Source organism: Nocardiopsis changdeensis (assembly GCF_018316655.1).
GTDB lineage: Bacteria > Actinomycetota > Actinomycetes > Streptosporangiales > Streptosporangiaceae > Nocardiopsis > Nocardiopsis changdeensis.
On the sequence record NZ_CP074133.1, the window covers coordinates 813,625 to 832,111 of the forward strand.

Below are 18,487 nucleotides of genomic sequence, written 5' to 3' on the forward strand. Positions count from 1 at the left end.
TGCGGCCGGGCTTTTCTCCCTGCCCGTCTCCCTCCGCCGCCCTCAAAGGACGGCCTGCGGCCGGGCTTTTCTCCCTGCCCGTCTCCCTCCGCCGCCCTCAAAGGACGGCCTGCGGCCGGGCTTCCCTCCCCGCCTGTCGCCCTCCACCGCCCCCGGTCAACGGCCTCCCGGGCCCTCCCGGCCTCCGGCCGGCCCGTGTTTCGGGCCCGCCGCACCCGCTTCCTTCTCCGCTGTCGCCGCGAAGCCCTAGGCTGGCGCTGTGCGTATCGCGACTTGGAATGTGAACAGTGCCCGGGCCCGGGTCGAACGGATCGGGGCCTGGCTCGACCGGAGCGACGTCGACGTCCTCGCCATCCAGGAGACCAAGGCCAGGGACGACCAGTTCCCCGCCGCCGTCTTCACCGACCGCGGCTACGAGGTCGCCCACCACGGGATCTCCCAGTGGAACGGCGTCGCGATCGCCTCCCGGGTCGGCCTGGAGGAGGTGCAGGTCGGCTTCCCCGGCCAGCCCGGCTACGGCGACCCCGAGGAGGCCGAGGCCCGCGCCATCGGCGCCACCTGCGGCGGCGTCCGGGTGTGGAGCCTGTACGTGCCCAACGGCCGCGAGATCGACCACCCCCACTACGCCTACAAGCTGCGCTGGCTGGAGGCCCTGCGCGAGGCGGGCACGGCCGCCCTGGCCGCCGACCCCGACGCGCAGATCGCCTACGTCGGCGACTTCAACATCGCCCCCCAGGACGACGACGTGTGGGACGTGGCCGCCTTCGACGGCCTCACCCACGTGACCGAGCCCGAGCGGGAGGCCTTCCGGGCCCTGGGCAAGGCGGGCTTCGAGGACGTCGCCCGCGCGTACACCCCCGGCCCCGGCGTCTACACCTACTGGGACTACAAGGGGCTGGCCTTCCCCAAACGGCGCGGCATGCGCATCGACTTCGTGCTGGCCTCCCCGGCGCTTCGCGCCCGCGTGAGCGGTGCGAGCGTCGACCGTGAGGAGCGCAAGGGCAAGGGCGCCTCCGACCACGCGCCCGTCATCGTCGGTCTGGACGGGGAAGAGGGCCTGCCCCGCGACAAGAAGAAGGAGGACGGGGCGTGAGCGGCCCGCGCATCGCCGTCTTCGGCAGCGTCAACATGGACCTGGTGGCCTACGTGGGCACCGCTCCGGCCACCGGTGAGACCGTCACCGGCACCGCCTTCCGGCAGGTGCCCGGCGGCAAGGGCGCCAACCAGGCGGTCTCCGCCGCCCGCGCCGGCGCCGACACCGTGTTCCTGGGCGCGGTGGGCGACGACGCCTTCGGCGCCGAGCTGCGGGGCAACCTGGTCGCCTCCGGCATCGACACCACCGGCCTGCGCACCGTCCCGGGCCCCTCGGGCATCGCCCACATCGTCGTGGACGGCCGCGGCGGGAACTCGATCATCGTCGTGCCCGGCGCCAACGGCGAGGTCACCGGCACCGTGCCCGGCGACCGGGAGCTCATCGGCGGGGCCGACGCCCTCCTGCTCCAGCTGGAGCTGCCGATGGAGGCGGTCGTGGCGGCCGCGCGCACCGGCCGCGAACAGGGCGTCCGGGTGCACCTCACCCCGGCCCCGGCACGGGAGCTGCCCGACGAGCTGCTGGAGTCGGTGGACGTGCTCGTCCCCAACGAGCACGAGGCGGCCGCGATCACCGGGCGCACCGACCCCCGCGAGGCGCTCGCGGCGCTGCTGGAGCGGGTCCCGGAGGTGCTCGTCACGCTGGGCGGCGAGGGCTCCCTGTACGGGGCGCGCGGCGCCGAGCCGGTGCACGTCCCGGCGCTGAAGGTCGAGGCCGTGGACACCACCGCGGCCGGCGACACGTTCTGCGGCTCCTTCGCGGTGGCCCGGGCGGAGGGCGCCGGGCCGGCCGAGGCCATGCGGTTCGCCGCCGCCGCGGCCGCGCTGTCGGTCCAGCGCCACGGCGCCAGCTCCTCGATGCCGACCCGCGCCGAGGTCGAGGCCCTGCTCGGGGGCTGATCCGGCGGACGGCGGGGGCGGCACCGCACGGTGCCGCCCCCGCCGCGCGTCCTCAGAGGGTGTGGCGGCGCGGCCGCTCGGCGCCGTCGACGCTCAGCCAGGAGCCGTCCCCGATCACGACCAGGCGCTCGTGGTGCCGGGACTCCCCGGGGAGCGGGCCCAGCACCCGCCCGGTGGCCGCCTCCACGACGTGGTTCTCGCGGAAGTCCAGGTCCTGGCCGTCGTCCTCGTCCTCCTCGTCCTCCTCCGGCTCCGGCACGGCGCGCTCGCCGTGGACGGAGACGACGACGCGGTCCTCGTCGAGGAAGGCCGCCAGGTGCATGCCGAGGAAGAGCGTCTCGAAGTCGTCCCCGTCGTGGTCGAAGGCGTCCAGCCCGAAGCCGCCCAGCTCCTCCCCGTCGGGGAAGGAGTGGAGGGTGATCCCCGATTCGTCGCCGACCATGAACACCCGGCCGCTCGGTGACAGGTCCTCCAGGTAGCCGTACGTCCCGTACGCGTGGAGGTCGAGCCCCCCGTCCTCCAGGCGGGCGCGGAAGTTGCGGCCCCCGTCCTGGCCCTCCATCACGCCCACCAGGACGTGCTCCCCGTCCGGGTGGGGCCGGACGAGGGCCCCGTGCCCCGAACTCCCCAGCACGGCCTCGGCCAGAACGGTGCCGTCGGCCGCGTCGAGGGCCAGGAGCCGGTCGGTGCCGCGCTTGAGGTGCGGGTTGCGGTCGAGCCTGCGGTCCATCTCGGGCGACTCGCCCCGGGGGACCGGGACCATCGGGCCCTGCCGGTAGAGCCAGAGGGTCCGCCCGTCGGGCGAGAAGGCGCACGAGGGCCCGCCGGTCAGGTACGTGCCGTCCTGGTCGCCGGTCCTGAGGGGGTGCCGCCAGAGCGCGGTGCCGTCGCGGTCGGCGCACACCAGTTCCCCGCCGGCCGCGTAGGCGACGCGGTCCAGCCCGGGGGAGACGGTGTGGCCGGTGGCCCCGTCCCGTATGGAGAACCGGGCGGTGTGCCGGACGGGTGCACCGCTCTCGGCCGCGCGCTCGGTGAAGGCGTAGGCGTACGCGTCGGCGCCGTGGGCCAGGGTGACGATCCTGTCGGTCATCGTGTCCTTCGAGGGGGTCGTTGGGGCGTTCGGTCGCTCAGACGCCCCCGGCGCCGGTTCGGTGCCCCCTCGTCGGGAGTCTCCTAGGACTCGTGGCCGATCTGCGCCAGGAACGGCGCGGGGTCCTGGTCCTGGAGCCGCACCTCTAGGACGATGTCGACCTCGTCCCCGACCAGGCGGCCGCCCCAGGGCACCTCGCCGCCGTCGCCCACGCCGTGGTCGGACAGGCGGATGCGGGTGGTGGCGGAGAAGAAGTGGCCGTACACGTCGTCGGGGAACGCGTAGTCGGGGGCCTCGCCCACCCACTGGGCGTCCAGGGTGACCGGGGCGGCCGTGCCGTGCACGGTGAGGTCGCCGTGCAGGCGGAAGGCGTTGCGGCCGCGGCCGCCGGGCTCCACGCCGGTGGAGGCGAACCGCAGCTCCGGGTGGTTCTCCACGTCCAGGAAGTCGGCGGAGCGCAGGTGCGCGTCGCGGGCGCCGACGCCGGTGTTGATGCTGGAGGCGTCCATGACCACTTCGACCTTCGAGGCGCCGGGGTCCTCGGCGACCAGCACCCGGCCCCGCGCACGGCCGAACGTGCCCTGGACCCGGCCGAAGCGCAGGTAGTGGGCGACGAAGATGAGGCTGGAGTGCAGGGGGTCCAGGTGCCAGAGACCCGGCGCCGGGCCGACCGGAGTGGATTCCATACCTACTTCTCCCTTTTGTCCGTAAAAGGTCTTTTGTCCGTTCAGCCTAGGTCCGGTGTACCACCCGGACCCGGGTTTCGGACGCGGGGAAAGGCGAGAGATGGGACTCGCTCCGTCCCGGGAAGCGGAGAAGCCTGGGATGCAAGGGAATTCGTCCGCTATGAGAGTTCTCTCGGACGATGACCGTTCCGGGACCCGGCCCCTGCCGGCCGGGATCCGGCACACGGCGAAGGGCCGGAACGCGCCACCGCGTTCCGGCCCTTTCCGGTGCCCTCGGGGCACCTGCGGGTGCCGTGCCCTACATGTGCTCGGGCGCCTCCACGCCGAGCAGGTCCAGGCCCTGGACCAGCACGCGCAGCGCCACCGCGATCAGCGTCAGCCGCGACTCGCGCTCGGCCTCGGTGCCGGCGGTCAGCACCGGGCAGTGCTCGTAGAACGCCGTCAGCGACTGGGCCAGCTCGAACAGGTAGGTCGACAGCCGGTGCGGCTGGAGCAGGTCGCCGACCTGCGCCACCACCGGGCCGAACTCCAGCAGCTTCAGCGCCAGCGCCCGCTCGGCGGCGTGGCCGACGGTGATGTCCGCCCGCGCCTGCTCCGGCGACAGCCCGCCCTTGCGGAAGATCGAGCGGATCCGGGCCTGCGCGTACTGCAGGTACGGGCCGGTGTTGCCGGTCAGCGCCAGCATGCGGTCGAAGTCGAAGGTGTACTCGGTGTCGTGCGCCACCGACAGGTCCGCGTACTTGACCGCGCCGATGCCCACCTGGCGGGCGATCCCGGCCTGCTCCTCGGCGGACAGGTCGGGCCGGTTCTCCCGGACCACCGCGGCGGCCCGGTCGATCGCCTCGTCCAGCAGGGCCATCAGCCGCACCGGGGCACCGCTGCGGGTCCGCAGGATCTTCCCGTCCGAGCCCAGCACGTTGCCGATCTGGACGTGGGTGGTCTCGACGGAGTCCGGCAGCCAGCCCGCCTCGCGCGCGGCCGCCCACACCATCTTGAAGTGCATCGCCTGCGGGGCGCCCACCACGTACAGGATGCGGTCGGCCTTGAGGTCCTCCACCCGGTGCCGGACGGTGGCCAGGTCGGTGGTGGCGTAGCCGTAGCCGCCGTCGCTCTTGCGGACGATCAGCGGCACCGGCTTGCCCTCGCGGCCGGTGAAGCCGTCCAGGAACACGCACAGGGCGCCGTCGCTGATCTCGGCGATCCCCTTGGCCTCCAGCTCGTCGCACACGGCGGCGAGCATGTCGTTGTAGGTGCTCTCGCCGGCGAGGTCGTCGTCGGTGAGGGTGACGCCCAGCTTGGCGTACACCTTGTTGAAGTACACCTTGGACAGGCCCACCAGCTCGCGCCACAGGCGCAGCGTCTCCTCGTCGCCGCTCTGGAGGGCGACCACCCGGCGCCGGGCGCGGGCCGCGAACTCCTCCGGCCCGGGGCCCGAGGAGTCGAACTTCGTGCGTGCCGCCTGGTAGAAGGCATTGGGGTCGGTGGTGAGCAGGTCCGCCTCGGGCGAGTCCTCGCCGACCTCCAGCAGGTGCTCGATGAGCATGCCGAAGGGGGTGCCCCAGTCGCCGATGTGGTTCTGCCGGATGACGTTGTGGCCCAGCAGCTCCAGGGTCCGCGCCAGCGAGTCGCCGACCACGGTGGTGCGCAGGTGGCCGACGTGCATCTCCTTGGCCACGTTGGGCGCGGAGTAGTCGAGCGGGATGTTGCGCCGCTCCTGCACGGGCACGCCCAGGCGCTCGTCGTCGAGCAGCTCGCGGGTCCGCCCGGAGATCCAGTCGTCGCGCAGGGTCAGGTTGATGAAGCCGGGCCCGCTGACCTCCACGGCCGAGCAGACGTCGGCGACGTCGAGGTGTTCCATGATCGCCGCGGACACCTCGCGCGGCTTTCGGCCCAGGCGCTTGGCGAGTGCGAGCGCGGCGTTCGCCTGGTAGTCGGCGAACTGTGACGGGCGGATGACGGGGTCGGTGTCGGCGTACTCGGGGCCGAAGGCGGCCCCGAGGGCGGACTGGACCCGTCGCGAGAGTACTTCCTGCGGGTCGGCCATGTCCCAAGCGTACCGAGCCCGCGGGGGTGTTCTCGGCGCTTCTCCGCCCGCCCCGCCGCTCCTCAGCGCCCTTCGGCGGGGCCCTCGGACTGGGCCAGGCGGTGCAGCCACCCGGCCGGGCGGGTGTGCAGGCGGCGGCGGACGTGCTCGCCGATGTCCCCGGCGGCCAGGTCGTGGGCGAGGCGGCAGGCGTGGGCGATGCCCCGGGCCCGGCTGTCGCCGTGGGCGATCACCACGGTGCCGTTGAGCCCCAGCAGCGCGGCGCCGCCGTAGGTCTCGCTGTCCAGGCGCTCGCGCAGCCCGCGCAGGGCCTTGCGCTGGAGCATGGCCCCGGCCTTGGCCGCCACCGACGAGGTCAGCGCGGTGCGGACGGCGTCCATGGCGAACGCGGCGGTCCCCTCCACGGCCTTGAGCGCCACGTTCCCGGTGTGCCCGTCGGTGACGATCACGTCGACCTTGCGGGCGAGCAGGTCGTGGCCCTCGATGTTGCCGCGGTAGTCCATGATCGTGGAGTCCTCGGCGGCGGCCGCCAGCAGTTCGGCGGTGCGGCGGACCAGCCTGTTGCCCTTGCCGGGCTCGGAGCCGATGGTGAGCAGCCCCACCCGGGGCCGCTGCACCCTGAACGCCGTCTGGGCGTAGGCGCACCCCAGGTGCGCGAACTGCACCAGCATCTCCGGCTTGGCGTCGGCGTTGGCCCCCGCGTCCACCATGATCGTCGGGGTCTCGCCGGTGGGCAGGGTGACCGCCAGGGCGGGCCGCAGCACTCCGTGCTGGGTCCGCAGCCGCACGGTGGAGGTGGCCACGACCCCGCCGGTGGAGCCGGCCGAGACCAGCGCGTCGGCGTCCCCGCGCCGGATCAGGCGGCAGGCGACGGCGGCGCTGGAGCGGGGGCGCCGCCAGCTGGCCAGCGCTCCCTCGTGCATGGCGAGGCTGTCCTCGGCGTGCACGACCGGGATGTCGCGCAGGGCGTCGTGCTCGGCGAGGAGGCCGGCGATCTCGGTGCGGCGGCCCACGAGGACGACCCGCAGGCCCAGCTCGCGTACGGCCAGGACGGCGCCCTCGACGACCGCCCCGGGGGCGTTGTCGCCGCCCATCGCGTCGACGGCGATGATCGGCGGCGAGGTGCGGCGGAGTGCGACGGGCGCGTCCGCGTCGGAGGTGCCGGTCACGTGGCGTCCTTCACGGTGAGGTGAATCGGTGGAGGCACGCCGTCGGTGCAGGTCCCCGCGCCGATGCGGGCACACGCCGACGGGTGCGCGGGTGGTGTGCAAACACCGTACCGGGTGGAGTGGGAAGCCCTGCGGTTCGGGACATTCATCCACTCATGCGAGGATACTTCCCGTATGTCCAGGTCAGGGCTGTATTTTGCTCCACCTGGGTACAAAGCCCCAAGTAGGGGTATATCCGCTCGCTGGCCCGGGTGTTCATGACGCTCCGGGTGCATGTGACAACCGAACACGAATTCCGTTTCCGGAGGTTCCCCGGGTGCCCGCACACCGGAACCCCCGGATCAGGGCTGCCCTCACGACCCCGCGCGGGCGGCCCTGAATCGCATCCAGGAGAGGAGAGTCGTGAGCGTTACGCCAGAGGCGGCACTGTCCCCGTCCACCGGACGTCGGTTTCGTGCCTACACGACGAAGCACATCGACGAGCTCACAGCGCGAGCCGGCCTCGCCGCCGATGAGCGGCTCGCGGTGCAGGCGGTGGCGACCGTCCTGCCCTTCCGTGTCAACAGCTACGTCCTGGACGAGCTGATCGACTGGGACGCCGCGCCGAACGACCCGATCTACCGGCTGGTGTTCCCGCAGGCGGACATGCTGCCGCAGAGCGACGTGACGCGGATCGCCGACCTGATCAAGGCCGGGGCGCCCCGCAAGGAGCTCAACGAGGCGGCCAACGCCGTCCGCGCGCGGCTCAACCCGCACCCCGCCGGACAGATGGACCTCAACGTTCCCAAGGTGGACGACGAGCCCATCCCGGGCATCCAGCACAAGTACCAGGAGACCGTGCTCTTCTTCCCCAAGCAGGGGCAGACCTGTCACGCGTACTGCACGTACTGCTTCCGCTGGGCCCAGTTCGTCGGCGACGCCGACCTGAAGTTCGCCTCCAGCGAGATCGACCAGCTGGTCGACTACGTGCGCTCGCACCCGGAGGTCACCAGCGTCCTGTTCACGGGCGGCGACCCGATGATCATGGGCGAGGGCGTGATCTCCAAGTACATCGAGCCGCTGCTGGAGATCGAGCACCTGGAGGCGATTCGGATCGGCACGAAGGCGCTGGCCTACTGGCCGCAGCGCTTCGTCACCGACCCGGACGCCGACGACACGCTCCGGCTCTTCGAGAAGGTCGTCGCCTCGGGCAAGAACCTGGCGTTCATGGCGCACTTCTCGCACCCGAACGAGATGCGGCCGGAGATCGTCCAGGAGGCCGTGCGGCGCATCCGCTCCACCGGGGCGGTCATCCGCACCCAGGCGCCGCTGATCCGCACGATCAACGACGACCCGGCCGTGTGGGAGAGCATGTGGCGCACCCACCTGCGCCACGGGATGGTCCCCTACTACATGTTCGTCGAGCGCGACACCGGCCCGCAGGACTACTTCGCGGTGCCGCTGGCGGAGGCCTACGAGATCTTCCGCGGCGCCTACAAGAACGTGTCCGGGCTGGCCCGCACCGTCCGCGGACCGTCCATGTCGGCGACCCCGGGCAAGGTGTGCGTGGACGGCGTCACCGAGGTCGCCGGCGAGAAGGTGTTCGCGCTGCACTTCATCCAGGCGCGCGACCCCGAGCTGGTGGGCAGGCCGTTCTTCGCCAAGTACGACGAGAAGGCCGCCTGGCTGTTCGACCTCAAGCCCGCCCTGGGCGCCACCCACTTCCCGTGGGAGACGCCCCCGGCGGCCGCGGGCGACGGCGGCGTGGACCCCACCCGCCTGTAGGGGCCGCGGCGGGGCCCGTCCGCGCCCGTGCAGGGCATTGAACACAGGGCCCCGCCCGCGCCTCCACCGCCTCCGGCCGCGGCGGCCGTGCAGGTACGGAGGAGCCCGGTACCCGTCGAGGGGTACCGGGCTCCTCGTGCGTCCGCACCGTGGACGGAAGGCGGTCACCGCGCGGCCGGGGTCCGGCGCGGTGGCCATCGGCGCGGACGGCTTCTCCAAGGGGGTTCTGTGGGGTCCGCGGGCGACGGTGCCCGTCGGTGCCGCGGACCTGCGCGCGCCGGTGTCAGACCCGGCAGCCCGCCTGGCCCAGCAGGGCGTCGAAGTCGCCGGTCTTGGCGCCGCGGACGAAGGCCTCCAGCTCGGCGTGGGTGTAGACCAGCACCGGCCCCTGGGGGTCGCGCGAGTTGCGGACCGCGAACTCCCCGCCGGGCAGGGTCGCCACCTCGACGCAGTTCCCATCCGGATTGCTCCAGCTGCTCTTGGTCCACTCGACCTTGGGCAGACGGCTTGCCGGAACGCCGTTGTAGATGGGCGACATCTCGACCTCCTGGAACTTCGGGGGACGTGTGAGCGGGTGTCCACGCGCTGCCGCCGACACGTCGGGGGCGCTCGTGCCGGAGTCACCGGACCGGTCGGGGTTTCTGAGGAGAGATCTTCCCCAATGTGCCGTTCCGTCCCCGGTGCGCACCCAGAGAGTAGCTCATGCACGTGCATACGTGATTACGTCGGTAAGCACATATGCAAGATCCCAGGGTGAGGACGTGCATGTCACCGCTAACGTGGGGGCTCCGGGGAGGGGTTCCGCGGACCCCCGATCGTTTCCCAGTCGTGGCCGAAGCCGGTCAGTCGGGCCGCACAGGTGTGCGCGCACGGCGAACGCCCGGACGCGGAGCGGTACCGGGCGTTGGGAAGGGGCCGGGGGATGTGTGCCGCGGGGAGGCTCCGCGGGGGTCGTGGGCGGCTGTGGGGGTGGCTGTCGCGGGGCGGTCGCGGGGGACGGTCGGGAGGCGGGTTCCCGGGGGTCTCAGTCGCGGTAGCGTTCCAGGAACGAGCGCAGGATCCCCTCGGTGGCCGAGGGCTGCGGCGCCTGGGTGGCCAGGTGGTCCATCGTCTGGGCGTAGAGGCTGGTGTCCTCGAACTTGTCGAAGTACAGGGAGCTGCTCAACTGCTCCAGGTAGACCACGTCGGGCAGCTGCGGGGTGGGGAAGCGTAGGATGCTGAACGGCCCCCCGGCCGCCGGGTGCCCGCCCATGGCGAAGGTCGCGACCTGGACGGTGATGTTGGGCCGGCGGGACATCTCGATGAGGTGCTCGATCTGCCCGCGCATCACGGCGGCGTCGCCGAAGGGCCGGTGCAGCACGGCCTCGTCGATGACCGCCCACAGGCGGGGGCCCTCGTCCTCGGTGAATCTGCGCTGTCTGTGCATGCGCATCTGCACGCGACTGTCGATGTCCTCCTCGGAGGTGGCGGTACGCGACAGCCGGATCACCGAGCGGGCGTAGCCCTCGCTCTGGAGCAGGCCGGGGACGAACTGCACCTCGAAGGTCCGGATGACCGAGGCGGCCTCCTCCAGGCCCACGTAGACGCCGAACCAGTTCGGCAGCACGTCGCTGTACTTGTGCCACCAGCCCTGGGCGTTGGCGCTGGTGATGAGGCCGAGCAGGGCCTCGCGCTCGCCGGCGTGGGTCACGCCGTACAGCTTGAGCAGGTCCTCCACGTCGCGGTGCTTGAAGCTGACCTGGCCCAGCTCCATGCGGCTGATCTTGGCGTGGGAGGCGCGGATGGCGTATCCGGCGTCCTCCCGGGAAATCCCCTTCTCCTGGCGCAGCTTGCGGAGCTGCGTTCCGAGAAGAATGCGCAGCACGGTCGGGCCACCGCTGGAATTCGCCAGGAAATCCCGGGTGACCTGGAAGTTCTCTGCGTGATCGGCGACCACATCGCCTCCCTGTAGCGGCTTTGGCGCGAGCGACCGCCCAGTATACCGAGCCCATTCCGCTGGGAACAGGGGTTCGGGGTGGGCGTTCCGAGGCCTTCTGTGTCGACAGTAAATCCGGATGCCCGTGTGTGAATTCTTCGAAGGACATCTACCAATAAGGGTTGTTCGTCCTATAGGCTTGCCGGGCGTTGATCTGCACGTGCATCTGTGGCTTACATCGGTAAGACACGGTGCCACACGCAGACAAGGCCGAGCGAACCCGCTTCACCACTCGTGAGGATCGTGATGAACGCAGAGCTGATGTCCTCGGAGCGGCACTCCGGGGCATCCTGGCGCCGTCCCTCCCTGACCGAAGTCCCCCGGTTCCCGGGAGGGCGGTGGGCGGACCCGCTGGGCGGCACCCCCCTGGGCCGCACCGAGCGCACCTCCGAGCACGTCGTGGGCTCCTTCGCCTCGGTCCCCGACTCCGTGGGCGCGGTCCGCCGGCTCGCCGGCCTCGTCCTGGCCGAATGGGACCTGGCCGAGGTCGCCGACGACGTCCGCCTCGTGCTCTCCGAGCTCGTCGGCAACGCCTGCCGCCACGCGCTGACCCCCGACCACGACCCCGGGACCACCCCGGTCGTGGTCCGGCTGAGCCGGGCCGACGGCTTCGGCCGGGTGGCCTGCCTGGTCGCCGACACCAGCGACCGCGCCCCCCACAAGGTCGACGCCCACCACTTCGCCGAGTCCGGCCGCGGCCTGAGCCTGGTCGCCGCGTTCAGCGGCGAGTGGGGCTGGAACCCGATCCGCGGCGGCAAGGTCGTCTGGGCCGTCTGCGGCGGGCGGGACTGACCCGCACCCAGGGCCCTCCCGGCACGGCCGCCCCGCCGTCCACATCCCGCCTTCGGCCCACTCTGCCGAGTCCCGGAGCAGAGTAGGCTGTCAGCGCATGTCGGTATTCGACCGATCGCGTCCGACAGGGGAAGTTTTCCGACGCGGGGAACGGGGCGTGGACGTGCTGGACACGGGACGGGACAGGTTCATCTGCGACGGCGCCACCGTCGTCGCGCTCGGCGGCGAGCTGGACATCGCCACCGCCGAGTCCGCGTACGCCGCCATCGCGGCCGCCGCCGCCCGGGGCTGTGTGGTCGTCGACCTGGCCGCGGTGGAGTTCATCGACGCCTCCGGGGTCAACGCCTTCATCAACGCGATGCGCGTCACCACCCGCGAGCGCCGCCACCTGGCCCTGGCCTGCCCGCCCCGCCAGCTCTCGCGCATCCTCGACGTGCTGGACCTGCGCGCCCTGCTGCCCACCCACGGCGACCTGGCCTCCGCGGTCGCCGCGCACGCGGGGACCCGCGCCGCCGCCCGCTGACCGCGCCCGCGCGGCCGGCCGCCCCCGGATGACCCGGGTAACGCGGAGGGCGCGCCCGACGGGGTCGGACGCGCCCTGGGAACACCCCCGGCGGGGACTACTCCACGGTCACGCTCTTGGCCAGGTTGCGCGGCTGGTCCACGTCGTTGCCCTTGGCCAGCGCCAGCTCGCAGGCGAACACCTGCATCGGCACGGTCGCCACGATCGGCTGGAGCAGGGTCGGCACCGCCGGGATCTCGATGAGGACGTCCGAGTACGGTCGCACCGACTCGTCGCCCTCCTCCGCGATGACGATGGTGCGGGCGCCGCGGGCGCGCACCTCCTGGATGTTCGACACGATCTTGTCGTGCAGCACGCTGCGGCCCTGCGGCGAGGGCACCACCACGACGACCGGCAGCCCCTCCTCGATCAGCGCGATCGGCCCGTGCTTGAGCTCGCCCGCCGCGAACGCCTCGGCGTGCATGTAGGCGAGCTCCTTGAGCTTGAGCGCGCCCTCCATCGCCACCGGGTAGCCGACGTGGCGGCCCAGGAACAGGACGGTGTCGGCGTCCGACAGCGACCGGGCCAGCTCGCGCACCGGGCCGACCGTGTCCAGCACCTTCTCCACGTGCTCGGGCATGGTGGCCAGCTGGGCGATCACGGCGTCGATCTCGTCGCCGAACTTCAGCCCGCGCACCTGCGCCAGGTACAGGCCGATGAGGTAGCAGGCGGCCAGCTGGGTGAGGAAGGTCTTGGTGGCGGCCACCCCGACCTCCGGGCCCGCGTGCGTGTACAGCACGCCGTCGGACTCGCGCGGGATGGTGGAGCCGTTGACGTTGCAGATCGCCAGCACCTTGGCGCGCTGCTCGCGGGCGTAGCGCACCGCCATCAGGGTGTCCATGCTCTCGCCCGACTGGGAGATCGCGATCACCAGGGTCTGCCGGTCCAGGATCGGGTCCCGGTAGCGGAACTCGCTGGCCACCTCGACCTCGCACGGGATGCGGCACCAGTGCTCGATGGCGTACTTGGCGATCAGGCCCGCGTGGTAGGAGGTGCCGCAGGCGATGATGACGATCTTCTCGACCGAGCGCAGGTCCTGCGCGGACAGCCGCATCTCGTCCAGGGTCAGCTCGCCGCCCACGGACAGGCGGCCCAGGAGGGTGTCGGCGATCGCACGCGGCTGCTCGACGATCTCCTTGAGCATGAAGTAGTCGTAGCCGCCCTTCTCGGCGGCGGAGGCGTCCCAGTCCACGTGGTACTCGTTGACCTCGACGGGAACGCCGTCGTAGTCGGTGACGCGCACCGAGTCCGGGCGCAGCTCCACGACCTGGTCCTGGCCCAGCTCGACCGCGTCGCGGGTGTGGGCGATGAACGCCGCCACGTCGCTGGCCAGGAAGTTCTCCCCCTGCCCGCGGCCGACGACCAGCGGCGAGTTGCGGCGGGCGGCGACCACGAGGTCGGGGTCGTCCACGGAGACGGCGACCAGGGTGAAGGCGCCCTCCAGGCGCTTGCACACCGCGCGCATGGCGGCGGCCAGGTCCCCGTCGCCGCGCGCCGCCAGCTCGGTGCTGAGCAGGTGGGCGGCCACCTCGGTGTCGGTCTCGGAGGTGAACTTGCAGCCCGCGTCCTCGAGCTCCAGCCGCAGGGCGGCGAAGTTCTCGATGATGCCGTTGTGGACGACCGCCACCCGGTTGTCGTTGTCGACGTGGGGGTGGGCGTTGACGTCATTGGGGGCGCCGTGGGTGGCCCAGCGGGTGTGGCCGATGCCCGCGCCCTCTCCGGTGATCGGGTGCTCCTCCAGGGCACCGCGCAGGTTCGCGAGCTTGCCGGCCCGCTTCTCCGTGTGCAGGGCGCCCCCGCCCAGCACAGCGACACCCGCGGAGTCATATCCGCGGTACTCCAACCTCGCGAGGCCGTCCACGACGACCTGGAGCGCCGATTGCGGCCCGACGTAGCCAACGATTCCGCACATGGCCGCCAGCGTAGGCCAAAAAGGACGCCGAATCGACCAACCACCCGTTGATACCAATGGTCGTTTTCCCAGGTAACGGTATAGACCATTTGGTGTACCACGGGTAGACCGCGCAGGTGGGGGCCGTGCGGGGCGTCCGAGTGGAACCGGTTCCACCGGGCCGTACCCGGCCAAAAAAACCTTGGTGGACCTGCCGGGGAACATGTGGTTTCGACCACGTTACGCCCCTGCTTCGGGCTTACCCGGGACCCGGGCGCCCGGACCGGTCGAGGCCCTCGTCTAGGGTGGTCACTCGTGTCCCACCCGACGAAGAACGGCGTCTCCACGCCGTACGTGGAACTGGACCGGGAGGCCTGGGCGGCTCTGCGGGCCGCCACTCCGCTCTCCCTGACCGAGGCCGAGCTCGCACGGCTGCGCGGTACCACCGACCCGACGTCCCTGGAGGACGTGCGGGACGTCTACCTGCCCCTGTCCCGGCTGCTCAACCTGTACGTCGGCGCCACCCAGCAGCGGCACGCCGCCGTCCGGGGCTTCCTCGGGGAGGCCGACCGGCCCTCCCCGTTCATCATCGGCGTGGCCGGGAGTGTCGCGGTCGGCAAGTCCACCACCGCGCGCCTGCTGCGCTCCCTGCTGGCCCAGTGGCCCAACCACCCCGACGTGGAACTGGTCAGCACCGACAACTTCCTGTACCCCAACGCGGTGCTCGAGGCCCGCGGCCTCATGCGCCGCAAGGGCTTCCCCGAGAGCTACGACCGGCGGGCGCTGGTCCGGTTCGTCTCGGAGATGAAGGCGGGGGCCGACCGCATCGACATCCCCGTCTACTCGCACCTGCACTACGACATCGTCCCCGGCGAGCGCCAGACCGTGCACCGCCCCGACATCCTCATCGTCGAGGGCATCAACGTGCTCCAGCCCGCCACGGCCGGGCGGCTGGCCGTGTCCGACTTCTTCGACTTCTCGATCTACGTCGATGCCCGGGTCGACAACATCCGCAACTGGTACCTGGACCGGTTCCGGGAGCTGCGCCGCACGGCATTCTCCGACCCGCGGTCCTACTTCCACCACATGGCCACCACCCTGCGCGAGGAGGAGGCCCTGGAGTTCGCGGCCAACACCTGGCGCACCATCAACGAGGTCAACCTCGTCGAGAACATCCGCACCACCCGGGGACGGGCCACCCTCGTCCTGTTCAAGGGGGACGACCACCGGGTCAGCCGGGTCCGCCTGCGCAAGACCTGAGGACGGTCCGGGACACGCCCGGGCGGGGGTAGGCTGGTCCTTCTTTCTCTCCACGGCCCACCCCGGATGGGACGCCGTGCGCTTCACGAGGATCGGAACGAACCGGGCCCTGAGGGCGACCGGGGCGGGACCCGCGCACGCGCGAGGCCGTGCCGTGTCCCGTCGATCCCTCCCGAGGTCCGCATGACCACGACCGATCCCACGACCACGCCCGCCGACCCCGAACTGGTCGCCGAACGAGACTCCCTCGCCGCCGCCCGCGCCGCCCTGCGGGCGATGCGCGAGGAGGTCGAGGGCACCGAACTGATGCTCGGCGACGTCGTCAACGACAAGGTCACCAACGCGGCGCTCCAGCGCGGACGGCAGCGCCGCCTGGCCGCCCTCGCCGACCTGCCCGGGGCGCCGCTGTTCTTCGGCCGCCTCGACTTCGACCCCGGCACCGTGTTCCTCGACGAGGACGCCGGCCGGGGGCCCGACCGGGTCCACATCGGACGCCGGCACGTCCACGACCCGCAGGGCCGCCCCATGGTCCTGGACTGGCGCGCGCCGATCAGCGTCGCCTACTACCGCGCCTCGCCCACCGACCGGATGCGCGTCCTGGTGCGCCGGCGGTACGGGTTCACCACCCTCGACCACGGGCCGCGCCGGGACCCCGAGGTGGTGCTCACCGCGTTCGAGGACGAGCACCTGACCGGCGCCCCCGTACCCGACGAGCGGCCCGGGGAGCTGCTGGCCGCCGAGATCGAGCGGCCCCGCACCGGGCCGATGCGCGACATCGTCGCCACCATCCAGCCCGAGCAGGACGACCTGGTCCGCGCACCGCTGGGCACCACCCTGTGCGTGCAGGGGGCGCCGGGCACCGGCAAGACCGCGGTGGGCCTGCACCGCATCGCGTTCCTGCTCTACACCGAGCGCGAACGCCTGTCCCGGGCGGGCGTGGCGATCATCGGGCCCAACCGGTCGTTCCTCTCCTACATCCGCGACGTTCTGCCCGCCCTGGGCGAGGTCGACGTCACCCAGACCACCGTCGGGGACCTGCTCACCCGCGGCCTGCCCGAGCGGTTCCGGCCCGCCGCCGGGTGGGTGCGCCGGACGGAGGAGCCCTTCGCCGCCCGGGTCAAGGGCGACGCCCGCATGGCCGAGGTGATCCGCCGCGACCTCTGGTCCCACCTGCGCGAACCCGAGGAGGCGCTGATGGTGCGCCGCGGCTCGCGCCGCTGGCGGCTCTACCCGGAGGACCTGCGGCCCCTGCTGGACGAGCTGGCGGGCCGCGGCGTCGCCTACGGCTCGGGCCGCGAGCTGCTGTCCCACCGCATCGCGCACACCGTGCTCACCCTCATGGAGTCCGAGGGGGAGGTCTGCGACGACCGCACCCACGAGCAGGTCCGCCGCGACCCGGCGGTGCGCTCCGCGGTGACCGCCCTGTGGCCCAAGGTGGAGCCGACGGCCCAGGTGCTGGGGCTGCTCACCGACCCCGAGCGGCTGGCCCGGGCCGCCGACGGGATCCTCGACGAGCGGGAGCAGGCCGCCGTCCTGCTGCCGGGGAGGCCGCGCGGACCCAGGTCGGCCCGCTGGTCGGCGGAGGACCTGGCGCTCATCGACGAGGCCGCCGCGCTCATCGACCGGCCCGCGGGGCTGGGCCACATCGTCGTGGACGAGGCCCAGGACCTCAGCCCCATGCAGTGCCGGGCCATCGGGCGCCGCTGCGAGTCGGGGTCGCTCACCGTCCTGGGCGACATCGCCCAGGGGACCAGCCCGTCCGCGGTCCGCACCTGGTCCACGCTGCTGGAGCACCTGGGCAAGCCCACCGGGCACCTGAGCGTCCTGGACCGGGGCTACCGGGTGCCCGCGCAGATCATCGACTTCGCCGCCCGGCTGCTGCCGACCATCGCCAGGGGGCTGGGAGCCCCGGTCGCGGTCCGCCGCGCCCCGGGCTCACTGCGGGTCACCCCGGCCGCCGACGGCCTGGCCGCCCAGGTGGCCCGGGCCTGCCGCACCGCCCTGGAGGGGGAGGGGTCGGTGGGCCTCATCGCCGCCGACGCCCACCTGCCCGCCCTGCTGGAGGAGCTGGCCGCGGAGGGCCTGGACGTCCCGGTCCTGGACGACGACACCGGCCTGGACGCCGCCCGCCTGGTCGCCGTCCCGGCGGGCCTGGCCAAGGGCCTGGAGTTCGACGCGGTCGTCGTCGCCGAGCCGGCCGCCATCGCCGAGGCCGAGGAGCGCGGCCTCAACCGCCTCTACGTCGTCCTCACCCGCGCCGTCAGCACCCTCCACGTCGTCCACTCCCGCCCGCTCCCCGCCCCCCTCGCCGAGACCCCCGTCAGCGGCTGACGGGGGTGGGGCGGCGGACGCCGGAGCGCTTCCAGGGGCCGGAGAGGATCCCGGCGGTCAGCAGCCACAGGGCGACCGTGACCAGGTGGGCCCGCTCCAGGAGGCCCAGGGCGACGCCCGGGTCGCCGTCGCCGCCGGAGACCCGGACGGCCAGGACCAGGACGGCGACCGCGGCCAGCGCCTGGAGCGCGGCCACCGCCGCGGCCCAGACCCAGGCGGGGTCGGCGGCCCTGCGCCGGTCAACGGCGAGGGTCACCGCGCCGGCCAGCGCGGCCACGATCGTGACGGTCGCCAGGACCGGCTGCGCGGCGGTGGCCCCGCCCACCCCCTCGGCCAGCGCCTCCGAGGCGCAGGCCACGTCCGTGGAGACCACACAGCGGCCCGGCAGCAGCGAGGCGACGAAGGAGGCCGCGCCGAACACGGCCATCGACCACCAGGACGCGGTCAGCCAGAAGCCGGTCCGGCGGGCGCCCAGGGTCAGGCCGAGCGCGGCGGCGAGCACCACCAGGATCGACCCCGCGCGGTGGGCGCTGTCCAGGAACCTGCCGAACCCCGACTCCGGGTCGGCCGACGCGCCCTGCCCGAGACTCCCGCCGGGCAGCATGACCTCCAGCGCCCACAGGCTGTACACGATGGCGGCGGCCACGGCCGCGACCCGGCCGTCCCGGTAGTCCCAGTGCCAATGTCCCGAGTAAGACATCGCGCGTGCCCTCCGTTCTCACCCGAAGCCCTCTCCACGTCTCTCGGACGGAGGACCCCCGGGTGCTCCCGGTCACACCGGTCGGTCAGGGGGTCTTATGCCCCGGGGACCGCTCCGTCACCCCTCGGGGTGACCCCGCCTCGGCCAACTCGCGGCGTCACCGTTATCCACGGGTGCGCCTGGGCGCGGCATCATGCAGAGAACGGAGCAGACGGGCACGTACGGACGGACCCG

At 72.7% G+C, this 18,487-nt stretch carries 15 protein-coding genes; 7 read left to right on the top strand and 8 right to left on the bottom strand.

The window, feature by feature from the left end:
- Nucleotides 1-259 precede the first annotated feature (259 nt).
- Together KGD84_RS03900 and rbsK are read left to right on the top strand one after the other, a co-directional pair.
- Nucleotides 260-1,093 (top strand): exodeoxyribonuclease III, encoded by an 834-nt coding sequence (locus KGD84_RS03900; RefSeq protein ID WP_220564749.1) that lies wholly within the window; start codon nt 260-262, stop codon nt 1,091-1,093.
- Entirely contained in the window at nt 1,090-1,989 is a 900-nt protein-coding gene (gene rbsK, locus KGD84_RS03905; RefSeq protein ID WP_220564750.1) for a ribokinase, read from the top strand. Before KGD84_RS03900 ends, rbsK begins: the two co-directional genes overlap by 4 nt.
- 52 nt (nt 1,990-2,041) lie before the next feature.
- Here the strand turns inward: rbsK and KGD84_RS03910 are convergent, their stop codons facing one another.
- From KGD84_RS03910 to plsX, 4 genes are all read right to left on the bottom strand, one after another.
- On the bottom strand, nt 2,042-3,079 hold the full coding sequence (locus KGD84_RS03910) for an outer membrane protein assembly factor BamB family protein (RefSeq protein WP_220564751.1): 1,038 nt from the start codon (nt 3,077-3,079) through the stop codon (nt 2,042-2,044).
- Nucleotides 3,080-3,162: 83 nt separating this feature from the next.
- Entirely contained in the window at nt 3,163-3,765 is a 603-nt protein-coding gene (locus tag KGD84_RS03915) for a YceI family protein (protein WP_220564752.1), read from the bottom strand.
- A 298-nt stretch (nt 3,766-4,063) separates the two neighbouring features.
- Nucleotides 4,064-5,809 (bottom strand): arginine--tRNA ligase, encoded by a 1,746-nt coding sequence (argS, locus tag KGD84_RS03920; protein WP_220564753.1) that lies wholly within the window; start codon nt 5,807-5,809, stop codon nt 4,064-4,066.
- 62 nt (nt 5,810-5,871) lie between these two features.
- Entirely contained in the window at nt 5,872-6,978 is a 1,107-nt protein-coding gene (plsX, locus tag KGD84_RS03925; RefSeq protein WP_220564754.1) for a phosphate acyltransferase PlsX, read from the bottom strand.
- 525 nt (nt 6,979-7,503) lie between these two features.
- Between plsX and KGD84_RS03930 the strand changes: the two genes are divergently transcribed.
- On the top strand, nt 7,504-8,742 hold the full coding sequence (locus KGD84_RS03930) for a KamA family radical SAM protein (RefSeq protein WP_220565509.1): 1,239 nt from the start codon (nt 7,504-7,506) through the stop codon (nt 8,740-8,742).
- A 283-nt stretch (nt 8,743-9,025) separates the two neighbouring features.
- Here the strand turns inward: KGD84_RS03930 and KGD84_RS03935 are convergent, their stop codons facing one another.
- Both KGD84_RS03935 and KGD84_RS03940 read right to left on the bottom strand, forming a co-directional pair.
- Nucleotides 9,026-9,280, bottom strand: coding sequence for a DUF397 domain-containing protein (locus KGD84_RS03935; protein WP_220564755.1), 255 nt, complete (start codon nt 9,278-9,280; stop codon nt 9,026-9,028).
- A 486-nt stretch (nt 9,281-9,766) separates the two neighbouring features.
- Complete coding sequence (locus tag KGD84_RS03940; protein WP_220564756.1) at nt 9,767-10,678, bottom strand: helix-turn-helix domain-containing protein; 912 nt, start codon at nt 10,676-10,678, stop codon at nt 9,767-9,769.
- A gap of 285 nt (nt 10,679-10,963) precedes the next feature.
- Here KGD84_RS03940 and KGD84_RS03945 point away from each other — a divergent pair, with 285 nt between their 5' ends.
- Together KGD84_RS03945 and KGD84_RS03950 are read left to right on the top strand one after the other, a co-directional pair.
- Nucleotides 10,964-11,509 carry an ATP-binding protein gene (locus KGD84_RS03945; RefSeq protein WP_220564757.1) on the top strand — a complete coding sequence of 182 codons (546 nt, stop codon included), beginning with the start codon at nt 10,964-10,966 and terminating at the stop codon, nt 11,507-11,509.
- A 157-nt stretch (nt 11,510-11,666) separates the two neighbouring features.
- Nucleotides 11,667-12,032, top strand: a complete 366-nt coding sequence (locus KGD84_RS03950) for an STAS domain-containing protein (protein ID WP_220564758.1) — start codon at nt 11,667-11,669, stop codon at nt 12,030-12,032.
- A gap of 97 nt (nt 12,033-12,129) precedes the next feature.
- Here the strand turns inward: KGD84_RS03950 and glmS are convergent, their stop codons facing one another.
- Nucleotides 12,130-13,983 carry a glutamine--fructose-6-phosphate transaminase (isomerizing) gene (glmS, locus tag KGD84_RS03955; RefSeq protein ID WP_220564759.1) on the bottom strand — a complete coding sequence of 618 codons (1,854 nt, stop codon included), beginning with the start codon at nt 13,981-13,983 and terminating at the stop codon, nt 12,130-12,132.
- A gap of 333 nt (nt 13,984-14,316) precedes the next feature.
- Here glmS and coaA point away from each other — a divergent pair, with 333 nt between their 5' ends.
- Both coaA and KGD84_RS03965 read left to right on the top strand, forming a co-directional pair.
- Nucleotides 14,317-15,222, top strand: a complete 906-nt coding sequence (gene coaA / locus KGD84_RS03960) for a type I pantothenate kinase (protein WP_220565510.1) — start codon at nt 14,317-14,319, stop codon at nt 15,220-15,222.
- Between the two features lie 183 nt (nt 15,223-15,405).
- Nucleotides 15,406-17,553, top strand: coding sequence for a HelD family protein (locus tag KGD84_RS03965; RefSeq protein ID WP_220564760.1), 2,148 nt, complete (start codon nt 15,406-15,408; stop codon nt 17,551-17,553).
- Here the strand turns inward: KGD84_RS03965 and KGD84_RS03970 are convergent.
- Nucleotides 17,543-18,253 (bottom strand): DUF998 domain-containing protein, encoded by a 711-nt coding sequence (locus KGD84_RS03970; protein ID WP_220564761.1) that lies wholly within the window; start codon nt 18,251-18,253, stop codon nt 17,543-17,545. The genes KGD84_RS03965 and KGD84_RS03970 overlap by 11 nt on opposite strands.
- Nucleotides 18,254-18,487 lie beyond the last annotated feature (234 nt).